Origin of the sequence: Pseudomonas sp. R1-6 (assembly GCF_051132115.1) — a bacterium.
Lineage (GTDB): Bacteria > Pseudomonadota > Gammaproteobacteria > Pseudomonadales > Pseudomonadaceae > Aquipseudomonas.
Window position 1 is genome coordinate 4,532,662 of record NZ_CP071662.1, and the last position, 24,810, is coordinate 4,557,471.

Sequence of the window (24,810 nt, forward strand, 5' to 3'; positions counted from 1 at the left end):
TGTATATAAATACAGTAGTCACACAGACAAACCAATGTGAAGGCATGTGAGGTGGTGAATGGCCGTCGAAGTGGTATACCGCAGCAGCCGAGATCTGGAGCGCTTGTTCATGGATAAAGCCGAAGCTGACCGTCATGACAAAATGCTGGAGCTCGCCGAATTGCTGGCCGAGGTGTTGCAAAAAGCCGTTCCATCGCTGAGCGAGCAACAGGTGGAGGAAGCAGGAATCTACATGGCGAAGAATCGCGATGTATTCGCCAAGGCATTCAAGAGCCAGCCGGACGCCCTGTCCGAATTGCTCAATCCGTCGGACGAATGAACCAACAGATCGCAGCCTTCGGCAGCGCGTGCATTAGATATTCCCTGCACACGCTGTCGAAGGCTGCGATCTTTTTTTATCGGTACAACAAACGCTCCGCCAATTCGTCGGCCACTCGGGCCGGCGAGCGTTTTTCCGCCTGGGCGTGGGCGTAGACTTCCGTGAGCCGCGCACCGATCTTCGACAGGTGCGCGGTGATGGTTGGCAATTCTTCACCGCGGTGCTTCAGGGCGACGTAGATCAGGCCGCCTGAGTTGATGACGTAGTCCGGGGCATAAAGGATCCCGCGCCTTTCCAGCTGATCAGCGACTTGCAGATTGCTCAATTGATTATGAGCCGAGCCCGCCACCGCCGAGCAGCGCAGTTGCGCCACGCTGTGGCTGTTCAACACGCCGCCGAGACCGCAGGGCGCCAGGATGTCGCAAGGGGTACTGAGCAAGGCATCGTTGGCAATGGGATGGGCGCCCAATTGTTCCATTGCCAATTGGACCTTGCCGGGATCGATGTCGCTGACCAGCAATTCCGCGCCCGCTGCGTGCAGTTGTTCGGCCAGGGCATAACCGACATTGCCCAGGCCCTGGATGGCAACCCGCAGGCTCTCCAGGTTATCGCTGCCCAGGCGGGCCATGGCCGTGGCACGGATGCCGGCGAAAACGCCCATCGCCGCGTGGGGCGCCGGGTCTCCCGCGGCGGTGGTGCTGGTGACATGACGGGTCTGCTGGGCAATACAATCCATGTCGGCCACGGACGTACCGCTGTCGATGGCGGTGATGTAGCGTCCGTCCAACTGCTCGATGCAGCGCCCGAAGGCTTCGAACAGTGCGGCCCGGCTGTCGACATGCGCCGGACGCATGATGACCGCCACTCCCCCACCCACGGGCAAACCAGCCAAGGCGGCTTTATAGCTCATGCCTTGGGCCAGGCGCACTGCATCCGCCACGGCACTTTCGTCGTCGGGGTAGGAAAGATAACGACAGCCACCCAGGGCAGGCCCCGGACGGCTGCAATGAATGGCAATCACCGCCTTCAACCCGGTTGCCGGGTCTACGCTCAAGTGCAGCGATTCAAGGCGGGAGCTTTGCATGAGAGCAAACATCGACAGGCTCCCGAATCACTTTTGTCTGTTTCGCCAGTATAGGCGCGCGGTCGAAATTTGCTGGAGCACGCCGGAATAAGCCCAAGTGTCGCGCAGCTTTTTAGGCATAACCTGTTACTGCGTATTTGCGAGACTGGACGAAAAGCCACGGCAGAGCTAAAACGAGGCATAGTCCGGAGACTGTGATGAAGCCGCGCCAAGCTTTTTTTGACTGTCTGCACCGTTCCCCACCGGCGTTGTTCGAAGCCGCGCTATGGATTGCCGCCGAACACGATCGAGAAGTGGACGTACCGGCGTTGCTGCAGGTGTTTCAGGAGCTGCAACGGCACGTCAGCCATGGCCTGCCCATGCTGCCGGCCAGCGAACTGGGCCAACCGTTGCTTCGACGCCTCAATGACCTGGGTTTCGCACAGGACGACTCCGCCCCGCTACGCCCTCGCGCGGCGTTGCTGGACAAGGTCCTGGCGCGCAAGCACGGCCAGCCGCTAGCCCTGGGCCTGATAGCCTTGGAACTGGCTCGCGGCTTGGAAATCCCGCTGGCGGGCGTCAACTTTCCCGGCCATTTCCTGTTGCGGGTGCCCGGCGCCGATCATCTGCTCGACCCATGCGGTGGCCGTCGGTTGTACCCCAACGATTGCCGGGAATTACTGCAACGCCAATATGGCCCGAACCTGCAGCTCAAGGCTGAACATCTGATCAATGCCGAGCCGATGCAAATGCTGCAACGGTTGTCGCGCAACCTGCGGCAATTGCATCTGGCCAATGATGATTACATTGCGGCACTGATCGACGCCGAACGCGTCTTGGAAATGGGCAACGCCAACGCCGCCGACTACCTGGCGCGCGCCAGCCTCTATCAACGGCTCGACTGCCCCAACGCCGAACGTTTTGACCTTGAGCATGCCTTGATGCTCAGTGAAGATCCAATTCAACGGCTGCGCTTGACCGAGCGACTGGGGCATCTGCCGCCCAATTCGATTGTGCATTGAACGGGCTTTTTGAATCTTGATGATTGTTGTATCGCCATAGCGAGCTCCCACGAAGGGCTTGGGTCTGGCGTGCCCTGTGTGGGAGCGAGCTTGCTCGCGACGGCGATAGGCCGCCTTATGCCAAATCAGGCAGGGGTATCGGGCTGGTTCGCCGGATGCGCACGTTTAAAGGCCTCATGCCCAGCCGCCAACGCCGCGATACGGCGGATCCGCGGGTAGGCTTGCAATGAAACATTGAACCGCTCGGCGGCGTACAGCTGCGGGATCAGGTACACATCCGCCACGCCAGGCAATTCGCCGAAACAGTAGCCGTTGTCACCAATCAATTGCTCCACCGCCGTCAGCCCCTGGCTGATCCAGTCCGCGATCCACTCAGTCACCTGCGTTTCATCGTGTCCCCATTTGCGCAGCTTGTTGAGCACGCTGACGTTGTGCAGGGGATGGATATCGCAACCGATCAGCGCCGCGACGCCACGTTCATGGGCGCGGGTCGCAAGGTCGCCGCTGAACAGCGGCACCTGTGGATAACGTTCCTCCAGGTATTCGATGATGGCCGGCGATTGCACCAGCAGCGCCCCCTCATCGGTGCGCAGCGCCGGTACCCGCCCCTGTGGATTGATTGCCAGGTACGCCGGCTGGCGATGCTCGCCCCCCGGCGCGGCGATCAGGTTGACGGGCAGGGCCTGGTAATCCAGGCCCTTGAGCGCCAAGGCAATACGCACCCGGTAGGACGAAGTGGAACGGTAATACGTATAGAGCTCCATTCCCATGCCTCACCGTGCCGACAGGATCTTGCCGCGGCACTCGCCGAAGCCGATGGACGCGACGCCCTCGCGGCTGCAACGGGCGCGCAGGATGATTTCATCGCCATCTTCCAGGAACTTGCGGACTTCGCCAGATGCCAGTTCGATCGGCTTCTTCCCGCCCTCGGTGATTTCCAGCAGGCTGCCAAACTGACCGCTTTGCGGTCCCGACAGCGTACCCGAGCCAAACAGATCGCCCGCTTGCAACTGGCAGCCGTTGACGCTGTGGTGCGCAACCATTTGCGCCACCGTCCAGTACATGTATTGGGTATTGCTCAGGGTCAGTCGATGAGCCGGCAGCTTCTGCTCACGCATGGCTTCGGTCAGCAGCAGCACTTCCAACTCGATGTCGAACGCCCCTTCGGCCTGGTCACGTTTGTCCAGCAAGTACGGCAACGGTTGCGGATCGCCCTCCGGACGCGTTGGCTGCGGACGGCGGAACGGTTCGAGGGCTTCGGCGGTCACGACCCATGGCGAGACACTGGTCAGGAAGCTCTTCGACAGGAACGGCCCCAGCGGTTGGTATTCCCAGGCCTGGATATCCCTGGCCGACCAATCGTTGAGCAGGCAGAAACCGGCAATGTGCTCGGCCGCCTCGCCGATGGCGATCGGCTCGCCAAGGGCGTTGCCTTTGCCGATCCAGATCCCCAGTTCCAGCTCGTAGTCCAACCGCGCGCAGGGGCCGAACGTTGGCTCGGCCTGCCCAGCCGGCAAGGTCTGGCCCTTCGGGCGGCGTACATCGGTGCCCGACGGCCGGACCGTCGAGGCACGTCCGTGGTAACCGATGGGAACGTATTTGTAGTTAGGCAGCAGCGGATTGTCCGGCCGGAATAGCTTGCCGACATTTTGCGCGTGCTCAATGCCGACGTAGAAATCCGTGTAGTCGTTGATTTTCGCCGGCAGGTGCATCTGGCAGTTCGCTGCCAGTGGCAGCAGCTTTTCACCCTGGGCCACGATCTCGTCCCGCCGAGGGCTGCCCTCGCGCAGCAACTCCAGCAACTGTTCACGCAAGGCAACGCGGGCGCCACGGCCGAGGTCGAAGAACGCATTCAACTGGCCGTCTCCCATCGCCCGGATGGCTTCGCCCGCAGCGCCGTCGAACAGGCCTGCTTGCAGCGCCGCCTGCAAGTCGAAAATCCGATCGCCGATGGCAACGCCGCTGCGCGGGGATTCGCCAGCCGGACTGAAAATACCCAGCGGCAAGTTCTGCAAGGGAAAGTCGGCATGGCCGTTGGCGGAGTCGACCCAGCTACGGGCGGATGAAACTTGAGTCATGGATTATCTCCGGGTCGGGTCAAAGGTGACCGGCAACGAGGCCCAGCAGGCATCGTAGTCCGTTTGCAATTGTGGGCAGTCCAAGGCGAAACGGCTCGGGCGCAGCACTTGGCTGGTCTCGAACATGAACGCCATGGTGTTGTCGATTTTTGCCGGTTTGAGTTCGGCATTGATGGCCTTGGTGCAAGTTTCGCCGTCGGGACCATGGGCGCTCATGCAGCTGTGCAGCGACGCGCCTCCCGGCAGGAAACCTTCAGCCTTGGCATCGTAGGCGCCCTGGATCAGCCCCATGAATTCATTCATCAGATTGCGGTGGAACCAAGGTGGACGGAAGGTATTCTCGGCCACCATCCAGCGCGGCGGGAAAATCACGAAATCGAGATTTGCCAGGCCATGGACGCTGGTGGGCGACGTCAGCACGGTAAAAATCGACGGGTCCGGATGGTCGAAGCTGACCGTGCCGATAGTGTTGAAACGGCGTAGATCATATTTATATGGCACGTTGTTGCCATGCCAGGCCACCACGTCCAACGGCGAATGGTCCAGTTCGCAGGTCCACAGCTCCCCGAGAAATTTCTGGATCAACGTAGTGGGTTGGGCGAGATTTTCGTATTGAGCGACCGGCGACAGGAAATCCCTCGGGTTAGCCAGGCCATTGCTGCCGATGGGCCCCAGGTCCGGCAGGCGCAACGGCGCACCATGGTTTTCGGCGATATAACCGCGAGCCTGGGCGTCGAGCAATTCGATGCGGAATTTCAAGCCACGGGGCAACACGGCGATTTCCAAGGGCGCCAGTTCCAGCACGCCCAACTCGGTGGCAATCCGCAACCGCCCTGATTGCGGCACGACCAGCCATTCGCCGTCGGCATTGAAGAAAACCCGCTCCATGGAACGGTTGGCCCGGTAGTGATAAATACTGATGCCAGCCGGTTTGTCCGCGCCAGCGTTGGCGGCCATGCGCACCAGGCCGTCGATGAAATCGGTCGGTTCGCCGGGAATTTCGAGGGGGCTCCAGCGCAGGCGATTCGGCGTGACCTCGCCCAGCGGGCCGCCGGCCAGCTGATGTTCCAACCTGGTAAAGGCCGGATGGTTGGCCGATGGCCGGATGCGGTACATCCAGGTTCGCCGCGCTTCGCTGCGGGCCATGGTGAAGGCGGTACCGGAAAACAATTCGGCATACAGCCCGTACGGCGCTTTTTGCGGCGAGTTCTGGCCAACCGGCAAGGCGCCAGGCAGCGCTTCGCTGGAAAATTCGTTACCGAAGCCAGACTGATAAAGCACGTCCGACGGCGTGGAATCGAGGTTCATGGAGCCTCCTGAGATGCGGCCCGTCACTCAATGAAAAACTTGAGGCGTACCGGGTTGTTTTTATCGTAATCAAATTACGCACAACGTAATTTGCTCGGCGACGACCGTCAAGCTATAAAGACGCCCATTCGCCCTACGGACCCGAACCTCCATGGAAAACCCGCCCGGCAACGGTAAACAGAAAGTCCGCTCCGCTGAGGTCGGCACCGATATCCTCAAGGCCTTGGCCGAGCTGTCGCCGTCCACGTCGCTGTCGCGCCTGGCCGAACACGTGCAAATGCCCGCCAGCAAGGTCCATCGTTATCTTCAGGCGTTGATCGCCAGCGGATTTGCCGAACAGAACACAGCCACCAATCACTACGGCCTGGGTCGCGAGGCCTTGCGCGTGGGCTTGGCGGCGTTGAATGGCATGGATGTATTGCAGGTGGCCGCCCTGCCCTTGGCCGAATTGCGCGATGACTTGAACGAAACCTGTTTCCTGGCGGTATGGGGTAACCACGGCGCAACGGTGGTGCGAATCGAGCCCGCCGTGCGGGCCGTGACCGTGGTGACGCAACTGGGCTCGGTACTCCCTTTGCTCAGCTCATCCACCGGGCTGGTTTTCAGCGCCTATCTGCCGGAGCGCGAGACCATCGAGTTGCGCGACCAGGAAGTACGCGCCACCCACGGCCATGCCCTGGCCGACGAGCAGGCCTATGCAACGCTGTGCGAACACATCCGCAATCGTGGCCTGCATCATGTGCATGGTTTGCTGATGCCCGGAGTGGATGCGTTGTCCGCACCCGTGTTCAACGCCATGGGCGACGTCGCGGCGGTGATCACGATTGTCGGCCCGACATCGCTGTTCCACGCCGATGAGAACGGCCCGGCGGCGCAGCGCCTGTTGGCGGCGACCCGGGCCGTAAGCTGGCGAATGGGCTACGAGGGCGCCCCGGGATCAGCCCAGCAAGTGCGGCACGATCCGGATCAGTAGGTCGTTGAGGTGGCCAGTGGTCAGCTGCGGATGAGCGTGCCTGGCTTCCCCGCTGAAGGCCACCGTGTACACGGCCTGATGGTCGCCCTTGGCATGAAAGGGAATATTGTCATCATCGAAGTGAGCCAAGAGATAGTCCGCCAACTTCTGCGATGAGGTTATCACCCGGCCGCCAAGACCGTCGGGCGCAAAACCGGTGACATAGGTTTCATTCAGGTCGATGCCTGGCAGGTGGTCCTTCAGGATCGACTCAAGGTCCGCAACGGCGAGTGACTTCAGGCCAGGCCGGGATAGATCCATCGACGGACCGTCAGTCAGGCTGGAGACGATATCGATGACGATCCTCTCAAAGCCGATCACGTCCAATCCCTTGATCCGATCCTCAGCGGCGAAAGAATAACGCTTGCTGAAGACGTCACTAACACCTTGGGTGTAGTGAGGGGCAAGTTGTTTTTCAACGCAAGCCAGCGCTTCATCAAACAAGGTGACGGAAGAAACCACCTCGGCGCCAGAAACATCAGTCAGCGTGTTCAAATAACTGTTGTGGGGATTGACTTCCAGCCCTTCCAGGGCCTCTCCCAATAGCACCTGCACAGCGAAGTCCACTCGCGTTTTCTTGAGGGCGACAAGCCTTTGCGAATGTGAAACAAACAATGGAGCGTACATAAAACTTCCTTGTTCTGTATCGAATCAAACTTCCCGTTCGATTCTTGAATTGACGACACTCGTTACAGTGCCGGGGCAGCTGAACTTCAGTCGAACCAACTTCAGCCCGGAACTTATACACCAACACGCCTCGACCTTTCCCCGATGATATGTAAGCGGGCGTAAGTTCCTTATTTAACTCATCACGCCCAAGACCTTGGCTTTGGCGACAGCTTGTGTACGTCGTTGCACGCCCAACTTGCTGTGGATGCGACGCGAATGGGTTTTTACTGTGTGCAATGAGATGAACAGTTGTTCGGCGATCTGTTGGTTAGAATAACCCTGTGCAATTAACTCGAGCACTTCCAACTCACGGTGGCTGAGCACGGTTTCCTCGGGCACCGTGGGTGGCGGTTCGAGTTGTTCACCGGATTGGGCGGCGCGCACCAGATCCGGTTGACGCAGGCACAGCTCGCGCAAGGCTTGTTGCGCCCGCCAGCAGGCAACCCGCTCAAGCCCTTCTTGCATGAGAGCACGCGCCTGGGAGCGATCGGCCGACAGCCAGACGACTTCCGCCAATACCAGTACCAGTTCGGTCTCCAACCCATGCATTTCGCAACGTTGCGCCTGGGCGATCATTTCCCGGAGCCGAGCCTGCGGATCCTGCGCCCGGTGCAGATAGACTTCGGTCAGCACCAGCAAGTATTCGAGGCGCGGAATCAACTCCAGGGTCGCTGGCGGCGCGTGCTTGGCCTGCGGTCCGCGAAAATGCCGCAACACTCGGGTCAAGACTTCATGGGCCAGTTCCGGGCGCCCCTGCTGCAGCCAGAATTGACAGCTGACTTGCAGCAGTACGCCACGGTATACCGTCTCGGGAATGTGCCGCTGTTGCATGATCCGTTCGGCGTCGCGAAGCTGCATGAAGGCTTCGCCATAGTCGCCCTGGTTGGCGGCCAGGCTTGCCTTGCCGAGAAAGCCATAGAGCACTTGCTTGTCCTGGCTGCGCAAGCCGGCTTCGAGCCCTTCCTGAAAATGCTCGCCAGCCTGCTCCTCAAGCCCCATGCGCAACGCCAGGCGTCCCCGCCGCAAAGCGATACGTCCCAGCAACGCAGAGAAATCCTGCCCTGGTTTATCGAGCAACGCCTGAACAGCGCCCAACAAATGGTCGGCCCGGTGAGGCGAGCCGCGCTGCTCCAGGATTTGCGCGTGGTCCAACTCCAATAGCCCTTCGAACACCAGCGAGCCCCCGGCGCGCGCGACACATAGCGCCTGGCGATTGATCGCCTGCGCCAGCGCCAATTCACCTTGAAGCAGCGCCTGTTGTGTCTGGCCAATCAGGCACAGCACCTTGAGGGCCCAAGCCTCCGGGTCCAGGCCGGCCTGGGCCTGGAAAAAATGTTCGCGCGCCTGTTCGCCGTCTCCGCGCAAGTGCAACAACCAACCACGCAAGACCTGCCAGCGGGCAATCAGCTCTCGCTGCTGACAAGCCAGGGGTTGGGGCAGGAACCTGGTCAGCTGTTCGATACAGCCTTCAGCCTGGTCGAAGCGTCCGGCGAAGAGCAAGGCGGTCGTGATCACCCCGACCGATTGCGCGGTTCCGAGCGACAGCGCTTCGCCCTGCTGATCATGCAGGGCTAGCAGCAATTGGGCATTGCTGCCTTGCAGGACATGTTCGAAATGCAAGTGTTGCAGGAGACTGACGGCGGTCTCGAATTCCCCGGCTTGCATGGCCTGTTCGAATGCCATCGGCCAGTCCTGCTCGGCCGCAAACCACTGGCAGGCTCGTCGATGCCAGGAGCGGCCTTGTGGCCAGGGCTCCTCACGCACCAATCGCGCCAGGGGCGGGAAAATCCGCAGCCAGTCCGATGACTGCTCCCAGGGTTCGATAAAGCATCCCAGGTCCAGCAGCAACGGAAGGCATTCGGCGCCCACCGTATCGCCGAACAGATGGGCGCAAAGCTGCCCGTTGAAGCGCGGCAGGTGCGCCAGCACGCGCCAGGCCTGGGCCAACTCCGGGGTCAACGTACCGAACAGTTCGTATTCAAGGTAATCCAGCAAAGTGCCGGGCCGCCCCGGCGTTGCGTGCCGGCGTGCCCATTCACAGCGTTCGAGCAAAGTGATGCGCACGCCGGCACACCAGCCGCCGCTACGCTGTATCACTTCCCGGGCCGTGCGCGCTGCCAGCGGGCCGGGCAGATGCACCAGCAGTTGCTGGACATCGTCGCAAGAAAACGCGAGGGCCGGGGCGTCGACTTCATACAATTCGTCATCGAGCAACAAGCGTGGCCAGTTGCAATGGGGACGACGGCGTCCATTCAACCACAGGTGTAATGCCGGGCTGCTGGTGCTCAACAAACGGTCAAGCAACAGGTCCAGCTCAGGATTGGGCGTGCGGCAATAATCGTCCAGGAACAGCCACGTCGGGATTTGCAAACGCGCCAGATGAGCCAACAGGCTTGTCTCATCCGTCACCGGCAGCCCGAGGGCTTGCGCCAGGCATTCGCACAGTTGCGCGGCGTCCATCACCGCGCCCGCCAAGGGTAGCCAATGCAAGCGGCACCCCGCGGGCGCTTGCAGGAAACACTCGGCGAACAATGCGCTCTTGCCACTTCCCGCCGGTGCGCAAAGCAGTTTTACCCGCGCCTCGGAAGCCAACAGGGGCTCGCTCAACGACCTGCGCGGCACGTGTGTCGAAGACAGGCGAGGCAGCAGCCCTGGACGGTCCGGACACGGGGTCATGGCGGTCATTGCGAGGTCCCTTTTATTGTTGTTCCTTCACCCTAGACCGGTGTCGACCACCTTAGGAGAAGTATTCAGCGCGCTGATTGGCGGCCATAAAAAAAAGACCGGCAACTCGGTTGCCGGTCTTCCTTTCGCTGTCCCGCCAGTAGGCTTACCGGACCCCACTCGAACGCAACGCCGCCGGGGTATAGTCAGCCGCCCGAGCCTCGAACCCATATACGTAGGCGTGTTTCTCTTCGTTCTTCATGCCCAGCGCGATGTAGCGGCCGGCGATGATGTCGTAGAGCGCCTCAAGGGTGTAGCCCGGGTTCTGATGGTCGTAGTAGAACTGCGCATGCCCCTCTGCCACGCGCCACAACTGGCCGCGACCGTCGTAATGGTCCACCAGCGCCGCTTGCCAGCTGTCCTCGTCGATGTACATGTGACGCTTGGCGTAGATATGCCGCTCGCTGGGCTTGACCGTCCCGACCACTTCCCACACCCGGTGCAATTCGTAGCGGGTCAGGTCCTGGTTGATGTGGCCGGCCTTGATCACGTCATCGTATTTGAGGCTTGGCGAATCGAGCTTGTAGCTGTTGTACGGGATGTACATTTCCTTCTTGCCGATCAGCTTCCAGTCGTAGCGGTCCGGCGCGCCGGAGAACAGGTCGAAGTTGTCGGAGGTGCGCAAGCCGTCGGCGGCCGTCCCCGGGCCGTCATAGGCCACCTGCGGGGCACGTCGCACCCGGCGCTGGCCGGCGTTGTATATCCACGCCAGGCGCGGTTCCTTCACCTGGTCGAGCGTCTCGTGTACCAGCAGCACGTTACCGGCCAGGCGCGCCGGCGCCGTGACCTCCTGCTTGAAGTAGGTCAACACGTTGCTGGCTTTTTCCGGGTCGGCGTCCTTGATCAGGAACGGCACGGCGATCTCTTCTTCGAAGCGGATCGGCGTGAAGCTACCGTTGGTCTGTGGCGTGGCCTGGGTGATGACGCGCCGCAGGTTACCGCCGTGGTACCGGGTGATGTGGTTCCACAGCACTTCCACGCCGTTTTTCGGGATCGGAAACGCGTAATACCGGTTGCCGGTGAAGTTGGCCAGGCCGTTGCCGTCGTTGATGGCGTTCACATTGAGCGCGCTGCGCTTGGCCGCCTCATAGATCTCCGGCGGCAGGCCGACACTGCGATGTGTCGGGTAGACCGGGATCTTGTAGGTTTCCGGGTAGCGCTTGAACATCGCGACCTGGCCGTCGGACAGCTTGTCCTTGTATTTGTCCACGGTCGCGGCGGTGATGGTGAACAGTGGTTTTTCATTGGCGAACGGATCGGCCAGGAAGCCTTTGCTGTCCACGGCGCCAGCGTTTTTCGGAATGCCGCCGGTCCAGGCCGGGATCGAGCCGTCAGCGTTGCCGGCCTTCTCCGCGCCCAGAGGCGTAAGGCTGGTGCCCAGCTTGTTCGCTTCCTCCGGCGAGACCGCCGCCATCACGTTCACGGCCAGCAGGCTCAGGGCCAGGGCACCGCATTGCAGGATCGTCTTGCGCATTGGGTTTTCCTTGTCAGCCAGATCAGAAGTTCACGCCGAAGCTCAGCGCGAGGAAGTCGCGGTCTTCGAGAACGTTGTAATCGCCGCCGAAGAAGTCGGTGTAACTCAGACTGGCGGTGTAGGTATTGCGGTAATCGGCATCGACGCCGACGCTGACGGCCTTGGCGCCTTCGTTGAACAGGCCGTTGGGCCCATAGCCGGCCACATCGTGGGACCAGGACACGTTGGGCTTGAAGTTGACCCCGCCGATGACGTTGGAGTAGTCGAGAATCGCCCGAGCGCGGTAGCCCCAGGACGTCGACGTGACGAATCCATCGGTGTCACCGTTGAAGCCGTACTGGCCATAGACCGAGTCGCGGCCGTAACGCAGCTCGTCTTTCGACTCGAGACCACCGACATGCACGACCGCCGCCTCGCCTACCACGGTCAGGCGATCGGCGCCCAATACCTGGTCGAAGAAGTGGGTCAGGGTGCTCTGGAGCTGGGTGACTTCCTTGCGGCGGTAGCCGGTGTTGTCGGCGCCCGGCGAGGTGGCGATGGGGGACGCGGCGCCACCGGCGATCGGGTTGAGGAGTGCCAGGGTCAGGTCGTTGGTATTGACCTGCACCGGTGCGTTGGGGCGATAGCTGATTTCGCCAGTCCACGCGGTGCCTGTAGGCAGCGTGGTGGAGAAGCTTGCGCCGTACAAGCGGATATCTTCCGGATATTCAAGATAGTAGCCACCGCGTCCGAGCATTACGCTTTGTGCCAGGGCTTGTGCCGCGCCGGTGCCCGGTGCCAGCCCCTCAGCGATGGCGAGCATGCCACCCGGATCATCGTTCGCTAGCACTGCCAGTGTAGAAAGGCCTGCCGTAGTGGTGCCCACGGTAGGCGTACGACTGTGGTAATTCATGAAATACAGGCCGTACTCGGTATCATCGCCGAGCCAGCGCAACGCCGTCCCCCACTGGCCGGAATCCCGCGCATCGCGGTCACCGCCGCGGGGAATCACAACCCCTTCGCTGGTCACCTGGATGCCCTGGCCAAATGCCTCGGTCAGCGGTACGAACGGCGCAATAGCCGGGCTGGCTACGGTGTACCCACTGGTGCATCCATCCGCCACCACATCGTTGCCGAAGAACGTACCGCAGTTATCGACGACCGTCTGGTCCCACTCTATCTGGTAGAAACCTTCGACAGTGAGCTTGTCCGTCAAGCCCTGGGAAGCAAACAGCATGTTCACCGGGATCAAGCCTTCCTTGATCTCCGCGCCCGGACGACGGAACGCAGACACGTCCACCGGGTTGATGCTGTTGATGGAGTTACCGATGAAGGTACTTTCACCCCAGCTGACCACCTGCCTGCCGGCGCGCACGGTGCCGGGCAAATCGGCGATGGAATAGTTGTGATAGACAAAGGCATCGAGAATCTGCGCGCCCGATGACTTGGCGCCTTCTTTGCGATTGCTGTCGCTGATGTCCTTGAACTCCCGGTTTTCGTCCTTGAGTTCGAAGTCGTACCAGTACTTGCCGCGCACGAACACACCGGTGTCGCCGTACTTGAGTTCCAGGTCGTGCAAGCCCTTGAAGATTTTCGAGAAGGTCTCGCCTTTCTTGAAGTTAAGTCGCCCATCGTCACCGGTGGAGGATTGCCCCCTCCCCCCGTTGACCGTACCGACCAGATCCTTGTCGGCATCGCGCATGCCCCAGCTCGCGCCGACGGACAGAGAGGAGTCGAACTGCCCCTCGATCTCGCCAATGTTGAAAGAAACGGCCTGCGCCTGGGCACAGCAACCCAAGGCCACCGCGACGGCCAGCGCCTGCGGCTTGAAGATGGCGCGCATTGTTATTGTTGTCATGCGTCTTCCCCGGTGAGTGACAGAGCCTTCACCCTACTGCCGCCGGCATTGGGCGATAAGCGCACCAAGGGGGTATTCGCGCTGTACCCCAAAAGGATTACTGCCCGTGCGGGAACGGCTTATGCGGCAAGCATGAACGGACTGGATGATGGGTCATCAATGCCGCGCATGACCAACATGGTGCCCGCAACTGTTGCGCGCACTGCAACAGTGCATGTCCGTAACCGGACTGTTTCCTACAGCCTGCGCCTACTATGCTGGCCGGGCTTGCAGGACAACGGGCCCGCAAGCACAAGTCGCCTGGCGTCCCCCGCGCCTGACGCACCGTCATTCGGATGGATTGCGCATCAATCCATCGTCCCCGTGTACAACTGACGTTGATTTGTAGCTCCTTTCCAACGTCATGCTTAGGCCGCTGCTTTTGCAGCGGCCTTTTTTATTTGTAGGTTATTTTTCTCGATAAAAACTTCTCGATTCCTACAACACTTAGGTAATCCCTCAGCTGCCGAGTTTATTTAATTAGCCATTATCAATTTCGCGACGGGACCGCCAGGAATAGCTATTTCGGCCATTCAAATTCTTCCTACCTATCTAACTCTCACTGCCATTAAAAAATCCTCAAGCACCTAGCGCCAGTTCCTACAACAAACCGAGAACCCAACTACGCGCACATAAAAATTTCACTGTTACGCTGAAGTCAATCGCAGCACTTCGCTTCGATTTTCATCAGTGGATTATTGATATGCAGATAAACAATACAAGTTATCGCTCAAGAAAAGGTTTTAATAGCCGCATTCGTTTTCTGGTCTTCCATTACACAGCCGGCAACTTCGCCTCTTCCATCACCGCACTGACCGGTCCTTCGGTCAGTGCTCATTACCTTATCCCCGACTTTGCCGACCCCACTTACTTGAAGGCTGGCTTCAAAGAGCCACAGATCTTCAACCTTGTAGACGAAAACCAGCGGGCCTGGCATGCCGGTGTGAGCAGTTGGGGCAACCGCAGCAATTTGAATGACACTTCGATTGGCGTTGAAATTGTCAACCTGGCCACCGACAACCAAGGCCAATTTACCTTTCCGCCCTATAAGGCCCAGCAAATCGAGGCCATCGAGTATTTGGCATCCGACATTCTCAAGCGATATCCGGACATCAGCCCGGTCAACGTGGTGGCGCATTCGGACATCGCTGCGGGGCGAAAAAGCGACCCGGGCCCGATGTTTCCTTGGCGCGCGCTGTATCTCAAGGGAATTGGGGCTTGGTTTGACGATTGCACCCAGAAAACTTACATGCAGGCATACCAAACCCAGGGAATCCCGCTTCGCGAACAATTGCTGGGATTATTCAGGAGGTATGGCTATGACACGTCGGCGGCCACCACAACCGTAGGCTTTCAACGACTCGTACGCGCCTTCCAACTGCACTTCCGCCCGGCCAAGTATGACGGTGTGATGGACATCGAGACCGCCGCGAACCTGGCTGCCCTGGTGAAGAAATACTTCCCCTGAACCGGTCACCGCTGCTGACGGCAACCGGTCCGGGCGATGGGTTTAAACGGCGTAACGCTGCAGGTTAGCCATCATCTCTTTCAAGGCTTCGAGGTTGTCATTCGGGTGAACAGCATCCTGGAAGTCGCAGATCTGCTGCCAGTGGGCGGCGACGTCTTGCGGCGAGAAACCTTCGCGCGGGTCGAACCCCGCGCCGAGGCTGCGCTCCCAGCGCACCTTGCCCATCCAGCCGCCGCCCACTTCGAACAATCCGGAGGTTTCCTGACAGGCTTCACTGGCCAGGTACACCACCAGTGGGCTGACCAGTTCAGGCTTGAGTTGCTCGAACACTTGCGGCGGGATCAGGCCTTCGGTCATGCGGGTGCCGCCGGTGGGAGCGATGGCATTGACCAGGATGTTGTTCTTGCGACCTTCGATGGCCAGGGTGCGAGTCAGGCCATAGAGACCAAGCTTGGCCATGCCGTAATTGGACTGGCCAAAGTTGCCGTAGATGCCAGACGTGGAAGCCGTGAAGATTACCCGGCCATAATTCTGCTCGCGCAAATGCGGCCAGGCCGCACGAGTGACTTTGTAAGCGCCTTCGACATGAACGCGATACACCAGGTCCCAATCGGCATCGTCCATTTTGTGAAAAGTCTTGTCTCGCAGGATACCGGCGTTGTTGACGACAACATCAACCCTGCCGAACACGTCGAGGGCGTTCTGTACTAGCTTGTCGCCATCGGTAACCGAATCGTGATTGGCTTCGGCAACGCCGCCGGCTTCACGAATTTCACTGACCACCCGATCCGCCGCCGAAGCGTTGGCTCCCTCCCCCTGCGCCGAACCGCCAAGATCGTTGACCAGCACTTTTGCGCCATGCCTGGCGAACAACAGCGCATGGGCGCGACCCAGGCCGCCACCGGCTCCGGTGACGATCACGACTTTATCTTCGAAGCGCACAGAATCATTCATGGGCAGAACTCCAACAGGCCGATAGGACATTGCCACGAGTCTCCTGTACAAGCCGACCAGTCACAATCAACAAGGGAGAAAGTGAATAGCAGCCGATAAGGTGCAGGGATGATGCCCCGGTTGCGCTACGTCGCCCTGAAGGCAAGCGTCAGGAACACGCCAGTTGCCGGGAAGGCGCAGCGATGGCTTCACGAAACGCGAGGTAATGCTTGAGCACCTGTACGGGCGCCTCGGTGTGGGGGTAGTGACCAATATCGGGCAATAACACTGTGTCGGCGTTGGGAACCAGGGCTTGGTAGCGCGCCACCATATGCGCGCCGGAAATGGGATCGAACGCCCCATCGATCACCCGCATGGGCACCTCGCCGCGCAGCATCGCGTTGACCCAGCGATCACGCTGCACGCGCCGCTCCGGGATATAGGCAATGAGTTTGTGCATGATCCGTGGCCCGCGATGGGTTTCGACCAGGCTCCAGTAATCATCCAGTTCACTCTCGGTGGGAGCAGTCCAAGGGCCGAAGATCCGTCGGAAACTCTTGACCAGGCCATCCCTGGAAAACGCCCGGCCAATCAGCCAACCCAGAGGGCTGAGCAACAGTTTTTGCATCAGCACCGGACGATGGGTCTCCGGGAATAAACCACCATTGAGAAAGGTGCAACTGGCGACATTGGCGCGTGCCTCGCCATGCCGGGCGATGAGCTCCTGCGCCACACTGTCGCCGTAGTCATGGGCCAGTATATGGATCGCTTGCGTCACATTCAGGTGGGCCAGCAGTGCCTGTTGCAGATCGGCCTGTTCGAGCAGGCTGTAGACATGGTCCACTGGCTTGGCGGAGTCACCAAAACCGAGCATGTCGCAGGCAATCACCCGATAACGTTGTGCCAGCGGCTGCCAAAGGTAGTGCCAATCCCAGCTTGCGGTAGGGAACCCGTGGATTAGCAGCAATGGCTCGCCGTGCCCCGCAGTCCAGTAACGGATAGCGTGGCCACGAAACATGAACGTCTGGCCGCGCTGGCGCCAGATACGCAAGGGGATCTGGACCATGGGCATCAGCTCTTATAACTCGGATCTTGCAGGTCGAGTTTGCGCAGGAGCGCCGGCCAGGCCAACGCGCCTCCCATGCCCTGGCCGCTCTTGGTCACGCCGGCCACCATCGCACGGGCACCGGCCAGCACCTGCGGCTCGATGGCAATCAGCTCGGCGCCGCCGGTCTGGGCAAGGACCTGGATTTCGCAGGCTCGCTGGAAAATGAACATCATCAGGAACGTATCGGCAATCGTCCCGCCGCAGGTCAGCAGGCCATGGTTGTGCAACATCAGGAAGTTGTTCTCACCGAGGTCAGCTTGCAGGCGGACTTTTTCCTCAGGACTCAAAGCCACCCCTTCATAAGGGTGGTACGCCAGGCTCGACAGTACGAACAACGACTGCTGGCTGATCGGGAGCACTCCTTGCTTCTGCGCCGACACCGCGACGCCGGCGGCGGTGTGGGTGTGCAGCACACACGCCACGTCGTGCCGCACCTCGTGAATCGCGCTGTGGATGGTATAGCCCGCGGGGTTGATCTCGTAGGGGCTGTCCATCAGCTTGTTGCCAGCCTGATCGATCTTGACCAGGTTCGAGGCGGTGATTTCCTGGAACATCAAGCCGTACGGATTGATCAGAAACTCTTCCGTGCCAGGCACCTTCGCAGAGACATGGGTGAAGATCAGGTCGTCCCAGCCATGCAGCGCGATCAGCCGATAACAGGCCGCTAGATCGACTCGGGTTTGCCATTCGGCTGCACTGACCTGATCCTTGATGCCGGCTGCCGATTGAAGGGACGCTACGCTCACGGCTATGACCTCTCTCTGGCTTCTTGTTATAAGAAAACGTCCACTTCTTCGTGAACAAGAAAACCAGTCTAGTCAGCTCCAGCGAGGGCGGTAGTTGCATTGGCAGCCAGCTTACTGGCCGAGCGGGTCACATCAGGCCGGCTTCAATTTGCCGATCAACTCCTTCAGCCAGGGTTCGGCATCCGACTCAGGCGTAACGCTTTCACTGGCATCCAAGCGCAACATAGGCAGTACTTGCTGCACGCCCAGCTCGGCGAACAATTCACACATCTGCTCGCCGCCGCCGCAGAACGTGTCGCCATAACTGGCATCACCCAGGCCGATGACAGCGCCAGGCAAGCCGCGGAACGATGCGGGCAACTGGTCGCGAATCATTGAGTACAGCGGCATCAGGTTGTCCGGCAGCTCACCCATGCCCGTTGTCGACGTTACGGCCAGCAACGCTTGTGGTCCGAAGGACAGGATATCCGCCAAGGTTGCCCGCGGATTAAGGAAGGTTTCGAAATCGGCATCACGCAACATTGTTTCGGCGTGGCGGGCAACTTCTTCGGCCGTGCCGTATACGGAGCCGGAAAGAATCGCGACTTTCATCAATCTGATCCTGAAGCTGAATAGAAGACCGGAATAGTAACAGGCTGCGGGTAAAAGCTGCGATTGACTCTCAACACCAGATAATGGCAAATAGATATCGCTCGACGTTCTTTTTTATAAAGCGTTTATTCGGCTGCTCAACAGGGAAGGTTTCATGATCAACGCTCATCTGATGCAATTGGTGATCAACGCTTCGAACGACGGGATCGTCATCGCCGAGAAGGAAGGCGAAGACAACATACTGATCTACGTGAACCCTGCATTCGAGCGGCTGACTGGCTATAGCAGTGACGAAATCCTCTACCAGGACTGCCGTTTTTTGCAGTCGGGTGATCGCGACCAGCCTTCCCTCGAATTCATTCGCACGACGTTGAAGCAAGGCGGCTCCTGCCGGCAGATCCTGCGCAACTACCGTAAGGACGGCACACCGTTCTGGAACGAGTTGTCGCTGTCCACGGTGAAAAACGAGGCTGACGGCCACACCTATTTCGTCGGTGTGCAAAAAGACGTAACGGCCCAAGTGAAGGCTCAACAGCGCATTACCCAACTGGAAGCGGAGTTGGCTGAAGCACGGGAAACCGTCGCGCGCCTCCATGCGACGAATGGCGAAAACAAAACCGCGAATTAGCGGTCAGTCACTACAATCACCGGTGAAAGTAATTTTTTTCGAGCACCTTATGCAGCGCGACGCCCTTCTCACCCAGGATGAGCTGGATTTCATCCGGACCATGCAGCACAACCCGCAGTTGAACGAGCGGGATGTAACGTCGAGCTTGCTGGTAAACGGTGGTTCGCAGATCCGTGATCTGCTGACACGCCTGGCGGCGAACGAACAGGTCACGCTGCAGGCCAATTTCGAAAATCAACAGATGACCTTTCCGTTACAACTCGTCGAAGATGAATTCCACGCGATGCACCTTCGCCTGGGTGTGCCGAGCATCTATGAAGAGGGGCCGAAGGTGCGCCCGTGGCGCTTGACGCTCGATGAGCCGGTCGCCCTGGAGAACGCCAAGGGCCAGCCAGGGCCCTTATGGGTGCACGAGGTCTCTTGCAAAGGCGTATTGCTGGAAATACGCAATCGCACCAAGCCGCCCAAGCAATTTGCCCTGTGGTTCAGCCCGTCTGGCTATGAAAGGATTTCTCTTCGCGGGACTTTCGAACGGGAAACAGAGCAAGGCATGTATGCCTATCACCTGGCCCAGCATGACCAGGACGAAACCGAGCGCCTGCGCCAATACATCCTGCAACAGCACCGCCTGACCCATCCGGCGATGCACTTCTAAACGCGGTTCACGTATCCAGGTTACCCGCCAGGAACTGATGCAAGCGCTGCCCCATCACCGAACCCTCATTTCCCAGACAAGCGATCGGCGATCCCGCCAGGCTTTCCTGTGCCAGATCGGAGGCTTCGCCGGCCAGCAACAGGGGACAATCCAGGCCCATCGCCAATTTGGTCAGCCGCCTGGGCAATTCGGCGGCCGGTGCATGATTGGAGACCAGCACCAACGCCAACGGCCGGATCTTCTGGCAAACCAGCGTCAGTTCATCAAAGGGCTGCCCGACGGGCATGACCCGCACGCCCACCTCTGCCTTGGAAACGAACAGCGCTGTTACCAGCAACTCCAACTCCCGGCATTGACCAGCAACGGCACTGACCAGCACTCGCCGCGAGGTTGCCTCACGCTTGAGCAAGAGACGGTGCATGACCCGCGAACGCAGGAAACCGTCGAAGAACAGCCATTCGCTGGTATGCCCGAACTCATGCTGGCGATGCAGCAGGTCTCGCCAGAGCGGCATCAGAATGTCCTGGAATACCACGGGCTCGGCGTAACTCGAGAAAATCTTTCCGTAGACACGATCCAGTTCGATGTCGTCAAAATTGCCGACCGCATCCGACACCTGCTGCTGCCAATCGCTGTAATCGGCACGAACCAGATCGGGTGAAATAAACTTGGAGACTGGCCGTACCGATTCGGTTTTCGCAAGGATCTTACCCACCTTGCTCACGGCGACCCCGCGCTCGATCCAGGCGAGAATGCTCCGCACCTTTTCGATATCGATCAAAGAATACAAGCGATGCCCGCTTTCGGTGCGTGTGGGCTGGATCAGGCCGTAGCGACGCTCCCATGCACGCAAGGTCACCGGGTTGACCCCCGTCAACCGGGCGACTTCCCGAATCGGAAGCAAATCCTCGCGGGTCGAAGCGACAGATGCCTGAGAAGGGTGGTTTTCCTCGACTATCGCGCTCATTTGCCTGGATTTCCCAGCTGGAAAATTGGATCCCAGTTTACCCCTTTCCTGCCATAGGCTGACAAGGACAAACACGTCCGCCCTGCGGATTCGTTGTTTATTGCTCGAAAGGAACAATGCTCGCGCACCCTGCTACCAGGCGCAGCCCAACGCCCACGGGGCGTTTTTCCCATAGCCCTCGTTACAAAGCGAAACAAAATGTCTGGGTCCCCGGTCAAGGGAACCGGTCTCGAAATCGTTAACCCCCTGACAGCGCCCCAGCGCTGGATTCGTCTTTACGCATAGGAGGCGCCGGCCGTCGCTGTTATAGTTTTTGCTTGTGCCGCGAACCGAGCCGAACCGTCCCATGTCCACCGCCCCGATCCTGATCACCGGCGCAGCCCAACGCGTCGGCCTGCACTGCGCCCGACGTTTATTGGAGGACGGGCAGCCGGTCATAGCCACTTACCGCACCGAACGCCCGGGCGTGCAGACGCTGCGGGACCTGGGGGCCACGGTGCTGTTTGCCGATCTTGCCAGCGAACCGGGAATCCTGGCGTTCATCGATCTGCTCAAGCAGCACACCGACCAGTTGCGAGCCATCGTGCACAACGCCTCGGCCTGGCTGGCAGAGACGCCGGATAGCGAAGCCACCGCGTTCAACGCCATGTTTGGCGTCCATATGCTCGCGCCTTACTTGATCAACCTGCATTGCGCCGAGCTTCTGCGTCGTTCGGTCCCAGCGGATATCGTGCACATCAGCGATGACGTGACACGCAAAGGCAGCAGCAAGCACATCGCCTATTGCGCCACCAAGGCCGGCCTCGAAAGTCTGACACTGTCATTTGCGGCGAAGTATGCACCGGCCATCAAAGTCAACGGTATCGCCCCGGCCCTGCTACTGTTCAATCCCGGCGACGACCCAACCTATCGTGCCAAGGCCCTGGCCAAGTCCGCGCTGGGTATCGAGCCCGGCAGCGAAGTCATGTACCAGAGTTTGCGTTATCTGCTGGATAACTCATATGTCACCGGCACGACCCTGACGGTAAATGGCGGGCGGCACATCAAATAGTCACGGCTCGAGGAAGTATCCATGGCGCTTTCGCCCCAGCATTACCGTGAGATCCTGATCGGCCTGGGCGAAGACCCGGAGCGCGAAGGCCTGCTGGATACTCCGGTGCGCGCGGCCAAGGCCATGCAGTACCTGTGTCATGGCTACGAGCAAAGCGTCGAGCAGATCGTCAACGGCGCTCTGTTTGCTTCCGACAGCGATGAAATGGTGATCGTCGCCGACATCGAGCTTTATTCACTGTGCGAACATCACCTGCTGCCCTTCATCGGCAAGGCCCATGTGGCTTATATTCCAACGGGCAAGGTCCTGGGGCTGTCGAAGGTCGCCCGGCTGGTGGACATGTTCGCCCGCCGCCTGCAAATCCAGGAGAATCTCACCCGGCAAATTGCCGACGCCGTGCAGGAGGTCACCCAGGCTGCCGGCGTTGCGGTGGTGATCGAAGCCCAACACATGTGCATGATGATGCGCGGTGTGGAAAAACAGAACTCGACCATGAACACCTCGGTGATGCTCGGTGCCTTTCGCGAATCCAGCACCACGCGTCAGGAGTTTCTGCAATTGATTCGACGGAGCCAATAAATGCCTCAACTTCAACCCGCCATGGCGCGTATCAAGGTCAAGGACCTGCGCCTGCGTACGTTCATCGGCATCAATGAGGATGAAATCCTCAACAAGCAGGATGTGCTGATCAACCTGACCATCCTCTACGCGGCTCAAGAGGCCGTGCGCGACAACGACATCGACCACGCCCTGAACTACCGCACCATTACCAAGGCAGTCATTGCCCATGTGGAAAACAATCGCTTCGCCCTGCTCGAACGCCTCACCCAGGAGTTGCTGGACCTGGTCATGGCGAACGAGTCGGTGCTGTACGCCGAGGTCGAAGTCGACAAGCCACACGCGTTGCGCTTCGCCGAGTCCGTATCGATCACGCTCGCAGCAAGCAGGGCTACTCCGTAGCCGCCAACAGTCTCAAGCTGTAACCTTCAAGCCTGAACGCCGCAAACCAACTAGCAGCTTGAAGCTCGCCGCTTGAAGCTGTCTCGCAGAGACCCTCATGAACGACCAACAACGCCTCGAACTTGAAGCCGCCGCTTTCCGCCGGCTGGTTGCCCACCTCGACAGCCGCAAGGATGTGCAGAACATCGACCTGATGAACCTCGCCGGTTTCTGCCGCAACTGCCTGTCCAAGTGGTACAAGGCCGCCGCCGATGAGCGCCAGGTCGAGGTCAGCCTCGATGATGCGCGCGAAGTTGTCTACGGCATGCCCTATGCCGAATGGAAAGCCCAATACCAGAAAGAAGCCAATGCCGAGCAGCAAGCGGCGTTTGCCAAAGGAAACCCCGATGCTTGACCTGAACACTTTCCGCGCCAGCCTCGAGAGCGGTGAGCATGTCTTTGCCGACACCCTGGCGTTCATTGCCGAAGGCTACGACTACCAGCCCCAGGCCTTCGACAACGGTGGCGTGAAGAACGCGGCCGGGCAGAACGAAGGCTCCTGCAAGACGTTGGGCCTGGCACTGCTTGAAGGCTTGAGCGACAAAGAGGCGCTCCTGGCATTCGGCGAGCACTACCGTTCGGTACTGAACACGCCCGAAGGCAGCGACCACGGCAATATCCGCGCGCTGATAGCCCACGGGTTGGCGGGGGTGAAGTTCGAAGCCCAGCCATTGCAACGCCGCTGATTCACCCGCTGTCGTAGCGAGGGAGCTTGTTCCCTCGCTACGGGGAATACGTCTCAAGTTAAATGGCACCTCACCACATCCCGACTTTTATGATTGACCCGGCGACTTTATTTCGTTTGCCGGGCACTGCTTCTCGCGGCTTAGATAAGGCAAATCCTTTCTTCTTCCGAGCCGTCATCCATGAGCCGCGACAGCATCAGCCAATCGATTTCCTTCGTTCACCCCGTCAGTCTCAGCCACGGGAAAAATGCCGAGGTCTGGGATTGCGACGCCAAGCGCTATATTGATTTCGTGGGTGGCATTGGCGTGTTGAATCTGGGCCATTGTCATCCTCGCATCGTCGAGGCGATCCGCGAGCAAGCCACCCGCCTGACGCACTACGCCTTCAATGCCGCGCCCCACGCGCCTTACGTCCAATTGATGGAGCGCCTGGCCGCATTCATCCCGGTCGGTTATCCGGTGAGCGGCATGCTGACCAACAGCGGCGCCGAAGCGGCTGAAAATGCCTTGAAGATCGTGCGCGGCGCCACGGGACGCACTGCCGTGATTGCTTTCGACGGCGGCTTCCATGGGCGAACCCTCGCCACCCTCAATCTCAACGGCAAGGTCGCGCCGTACAAACAGAAAGTCGGCGTACTGCCCGGACCGGTCTATCACCTGCCCTACCCCAGCCACGACAATGGCGTGACGTGCGCCGAAGCGCTGAAAGCCATGGACAGGCTGTTCAGCGTCGAGATCGATGTAAACGACGTGGCCTGTTTCATCGTCGAGCCGGTGCAGGGCGAAGCCGGTTTCCTGGCGATGGACGTGGCGTTCGCCCAGGCGTTGCGGCAGTTCTGCGACGACAAGGGCATCGTGCTGATCGTCGATGAGATCCAGTCCGGTTTCGGCCGCACCGGCCAGCGCTTCGCGTTCTCGCGACTGGGGATCGACCCGGACCTGATCCTGCTGGGCAAAAGCATCGCTGGCGGTGTCCCTCTGGGGGCGGTGGTAGGGCGCAAGTCGCTGATGGATAACCTGCCAAAGGGTGGGCTCGGTGGGACCTATTCTGGCAACCCCATCGCCTGCGCCGCCGCGCTGGCAACGCTGGATGAAATGACTGACGCCAATCTCCACGCATGGGGCGCACAACAGGAAGAAGCGATCGTCAGCCGCTACGAGTCGTGGCGCCGCCGTGGGCTGTCGCCGTACCTGGGCCGCCTGACCGGCGTCGGCGCCATGCGCGGGATCGAACTGGCCCACGCCGATGGCACCCCGGCCCCGGCACTACTGACACAACTGCTGGCCCTGGCACGTGAGTCGGGCCTGCTGCTGATGCCCAGTGGTAAATCGCGGCACATCATCCGGCTGCTGGCGCCGTTGACGACCGAAGCGGCGGTGCTGGAAGAGGGCTTGGACATCCTGGAGGCGTGCCTGGCGGAACTGGCCTGATC

Annotated in this window: 25 protein-coding genes; 12 read left to right on the plus strand and 13 right to left on the minus strand. The window is 59.9% G+C overall.

The features are described from left to right. The first annotated feature begins 58 nt into the window (after positions 1-58). The gene (locus tag J3P81_RS20480; RefSeq protein WP_003205410.1) at positions 59-319 is read left to right on the plus strand and encodes a YebG family protein; all 261 of its coding nucleotides are present in this window, start codon (positions 59-61) and stop codon (positions 317-319) included. Positions 320-395: 76 nt separating this feature from the next. Here the strand turns inward: J3P81_RS20480 and J3P81_RS20485 are convergent, their stop codons facing one another. Then, positions 396-1,415 carry a Glu/Leu/Phe/Val dehydrogenase dimerization domain-containing protein gene (locus tag J3P81_RS20485; RefSeq protein WP_434560579.1) on the minus strand — a complete coding sequence of 340 codons (1,020 nt, stop codon included), beginning with the start codon at positions 1,413-1,415 and terminating at the stop codon, positions 396-398. 185 nt (positions 1,416-1,600) lie between these two features. Here J3P81_RS20485 and J3P81_RS20490 point away from each other — a divergent pair, with 185 nt between their 5' ends. Then, positions 1,601-2,404, plus strand: coding sequence for a SirB1 family protein (locus tag J3P81_RS20490; RefSeq protein WP_434560581.1), 804 nt, complete (start codon positions 1,601-1,603; stop codon positions 2,402-2,404). Positions 2,405-2,529: 125 nt separating this feature from the next. On the opposite strand, the gene maiA is transcribed toward J3P81_RS20490, so the two are convergent. From maiA to hmgA, 3 genes are read right to left on the minus strand one after another with little or no spacing between them, the layout of a single operon-like run. Beyond that, a complete protein-coding gene (gene maiA / locus J3P81_RS20495; RefSeq protein WP_434560583.1) occupies positions 2,530-3,168 on the minus strand; it encodes a maleylacetoacetate isomerase in 639 nt (212 codons plus the stop codon). 9 nt (positions 3,169-3,177) lie between these two features. After that, positions 3,178-4,482: a fumarylacetoacetase gene (gene fahA, locus J3P81_RS20500; protein WP_434560585.1), complete on the minus strand. Its 1,305-nt coding sequence runs from the start codon at positions 4,480-4,482 to the stop codon at positions 3,178-3,180. 3 nt (positions 4,483-4,485) lie between these two features. Next, complete coding sequence (gene hmgA / locus J3P81_RS20505; protein ID WP_420765477.1) at positions 4,486-5,790, minus strand: homogentisate 1,2-dioxygenase; 1,305 nt, start codon at positions 5,788-5,790, stop codon at positions 4,486-4,488. A gap of 151 nt (positions 5,791-5,941) precedes the next feature. Between hmgA and J3P81_RS20510 the strand changes: the two genes are divergently transcribed. Beyond that, positions 5,942-6,763, plus strand: coding sequence for an IclR family transcriptional regulator (locus J3P81_RS20510; protein WP_434560587.1), 822 nt, complete (start codon positions 5,942-5,944; stop codon positions 6,761-6,763). Here the strand turns inward: J3P81_RS20510 and J3P81_RS20515 are convergent. From J3P81_RS20515 to J3P81_RS20530, 4 genes are all read right to left on the minus strand, one after another. Beyond that, positions 6,728-7,429, minus strand: a complete 702-nt coding sequence (locus J3P81_RS20515; protein WP_434560589.1) for a hypothetical protein — start codon at positions 7,427-7,429, stop codon at positions 6,728-6,730. The genes J3P81_RS20510 and J3P81_RS20515 overlap by 36 nt on opposite strands. 174 nt (positions 7,430-7,603) lie before the next feature. Then, complete coding sequence (locus tag J3P81_RS20520; RefSeq protein ID WP_434560591.1) at positions 7,604-10,156, minus strand: LuxR C-terminal-related transcriptional regulator; 2,553 nt, start codon at positions 10,154-10,156, stop codon at positions 7,604-7,606. Between the two features lie 145 nt (positions 10,157-10,301). Beyond that, a complete protein-coding gene (locus J3P81_RS20525) occupies positions 10,302-11,669 on the minus strand; it encodes a DUF1329 domain-containing protein (RefSeq protein WP_420765481.1) in 1,368 nt (455 codons plus the stop codon). 22 nt (positions 11,670-11,691) lie between these two features. Continuing rightward, positions 11,692-13,506, minus strand: coding sequence for a DUF1302 domain-containing protein (locus J3P81_RS20530; protein ID WP_434560593.1), 1,815 nt, complete (start codon positions 13,504-13,506; stop codon positions 11,692-11,694). 742 nt (positions 13,507-14,248) lie between these two features. Here J3P81_RS20530 and J3P81_RS20535 point away from each other — a divergent pair. Then, positions 14,249-15,013 carry an N-acetylmuramoyl-L-alanine amidase gene (locus tag J3P81_RS20535; protein WP_434560595.1) on the plus strand — a complete coding sequence of 255 codons (765 nt, stop codon included), beginning with the start codon at positions 14,249-14,251 and terminating at the stop codon, positions 15,011-15,013. Positions 15,014-15,055: 42 nt separating this feature from the next. Here the strand turns inward: J3P81_RS20535 and J3P81_RS20540 are convergent, their stop codons facing one another. The 4 genes from J3P81_RS20540 to J3P81_RS20555 all read right to left on the minus strand — a co-directional run bounded on the left by J3P81_RS20540 (position 15,056) and on the right by J3P81_RS20555 (position 18,391). Continuing rightward, positions 15,056-15,967: an SDR family oxidoreductase gene (locus J3P81_RS20540; RefSeq protein ID WP_420765484.1), complete on the minus strand. Its 912-nt coding sequence runs from the start codon at positions 15,965-15,967 to the stop codon at positions 15,056-15,058. Between the two features lie 148 nt (positions 15,968-16,115). Beyond that, positions 16,116-17,018 carry an alpha/beta fold hydrolase gene (locus J3P81_RS20545; RefSeq protein WP_434560597.1) on the minus strand — a complete coding sequence of 301 codons (903 nt, stop codon included), beginning with the start codon at positions 17,016-17,018 and terminating at the stop codon, positions 16,116-16,118. Then, the gene (locus J3P81_RS20550; RefSeq protein ID WP_434560599.1) at positions 17,018-17,800 is read right to left on the minus strand and encodes a class II aldolase/adducin family protein; all 783 of its coding nucleotides are present in this window, start codon (positions 17,798-17,800) and stop codon (positions 17,018-17,020) included. Before J3P81_RS20550 ends, J3P81_RS20545 begins: the two co-directional genes overlap by 1 nt. A 132-nt stretch (positions 17,801-17,932) precedes the next feature. Further along, on the minus strand, positions 17,933-18,391 hold the full coding sequence (locus J3P81_RS20555; protein WP_420765487.1) for a flavodoxin: 459 nt from the start codon (positions 18,389-18,391) through the stop codon (positions 17,933-17,935). Between the two features lie 154 nt (positions 18,392-18,545). Between J3P81_RS20555 and J3P81_RS20560 the strand changes: the two genes are divergently transcribed. Then, positions 18,546-19,019 carry a PAS domain-containing protein gene (locus J3P81_RS20560; protein ID WP_434560601.1) on the plus strand — a complete coding sequence of 158 codons (474 nt, stop codon included), beginning with the start codon at positions 18,546-18,548 and terminating at the stop codon, positions 19,017-19,019. A gap of 49 nt (positions 19,020-19,068) precedes the next feature. Then, a complete protein-coding gene (locus J3P81_RS20565; RefSeq protein WP_420765489.1) occupies positions 19,069-19,674 on the plus strand; it encodes a hypothetical protein in 606 nt (201 codons plus the stop codon). A gap of 7 nt (positions 19,675-19,681) precedes the next feature. Here the strand turns inward: J3P81_RS20565 and J3P81_RS20570 are convergent, their stop codons facing one another. Next, positions 19,682-20,641, minus strand: a complete 960-nt coding sequence (locus J3P81_RS20570; RefSeq protein WP_434560603.1) for a MerR family transcriptional regulator — start codon at positions 20,639-20,641, stop codon at positions 19,682-19,684. 346 nt (positions 20,642-20,987) lie between these two features. Between J3P81_RS20570 and folM the strand changes: the two genes are divergently transcribed. From folM to J3P81_RS20600, 6 genes are all read left to right on the plus strand, one after another. Continuing rightward, positions 20,988-21,692, plus strand: coding sequence for a dihydromonapterin reductase (gene folM, locus J3P81_RS20575; protein ID WP_420765491.1), 705 nt, complete (start codon positions 20,988-20,990; stop codon positions 21,690-21,692). 21 nt (positions 21,693-21,713) lie between these two features. Continuing rightward, entirely contained in the window at positions 21,714-22,271 is a 558-nt protein-coding gene (gene folE / locus J3P81_RS20580) for a GTP cyclohydrolase I FolE (protein ID WP_434560605.1), read from the plus strand. After that, positions 22,272-22,652: a dihydroneopterin triphosphate 2'-epimerase gene (folX, locus tag J3P81_RS20585; RefSeq protein WP_434560607.1), complete on the plus strand. Its 381-nt coding sequence runs from the start codon at positions 22,272-22,274 to the stop codon at positions 22,650-22,652. It begins immediately after the preceding gene. Positions 22,653-22,749: 97 nt separating this feature from the next. Continuing rightward, positions 22,750-23,046: a DUF1244 domain-containing protein gene (locus J3P81_RS20590; RefSeq protein ID WP_420765494.1), complete on the plus strand. Its 297-nt coding sequence runs from the start codon at positions 22,750-22,752 to the stop codon at positions 23,044-23,046. Next, positions 23,039-23,377, plus strand: coding sequence for a HopJ type III effector protein (locus tag J3P81_RS20595; RefSeq protein WP_420765495.1), 339 nt, complete (start codon positions 23,039-23,041; stop codon positions 23,375-23,377). The genes J3P81_RS20590 and J3P81_RS20595 overlap by 8 nt, the downstream gene beginning before the upstream one ends. A 180-nt stretch (positions 23,378-23,557) precedes the next feature. Beyond that, complete coding sequence (locus J3P81_RS20600; RefSeq protein WP_434560609.1) at positions 23,558-24,808, plus strand: 2-aminoadipate transaminase; 1,251 nt, start codon at positions 23,558-23,560, stop codon at positions 24,806-24,808. Positions 24,809-24,810: the final 2 nt, after the last annotated feature.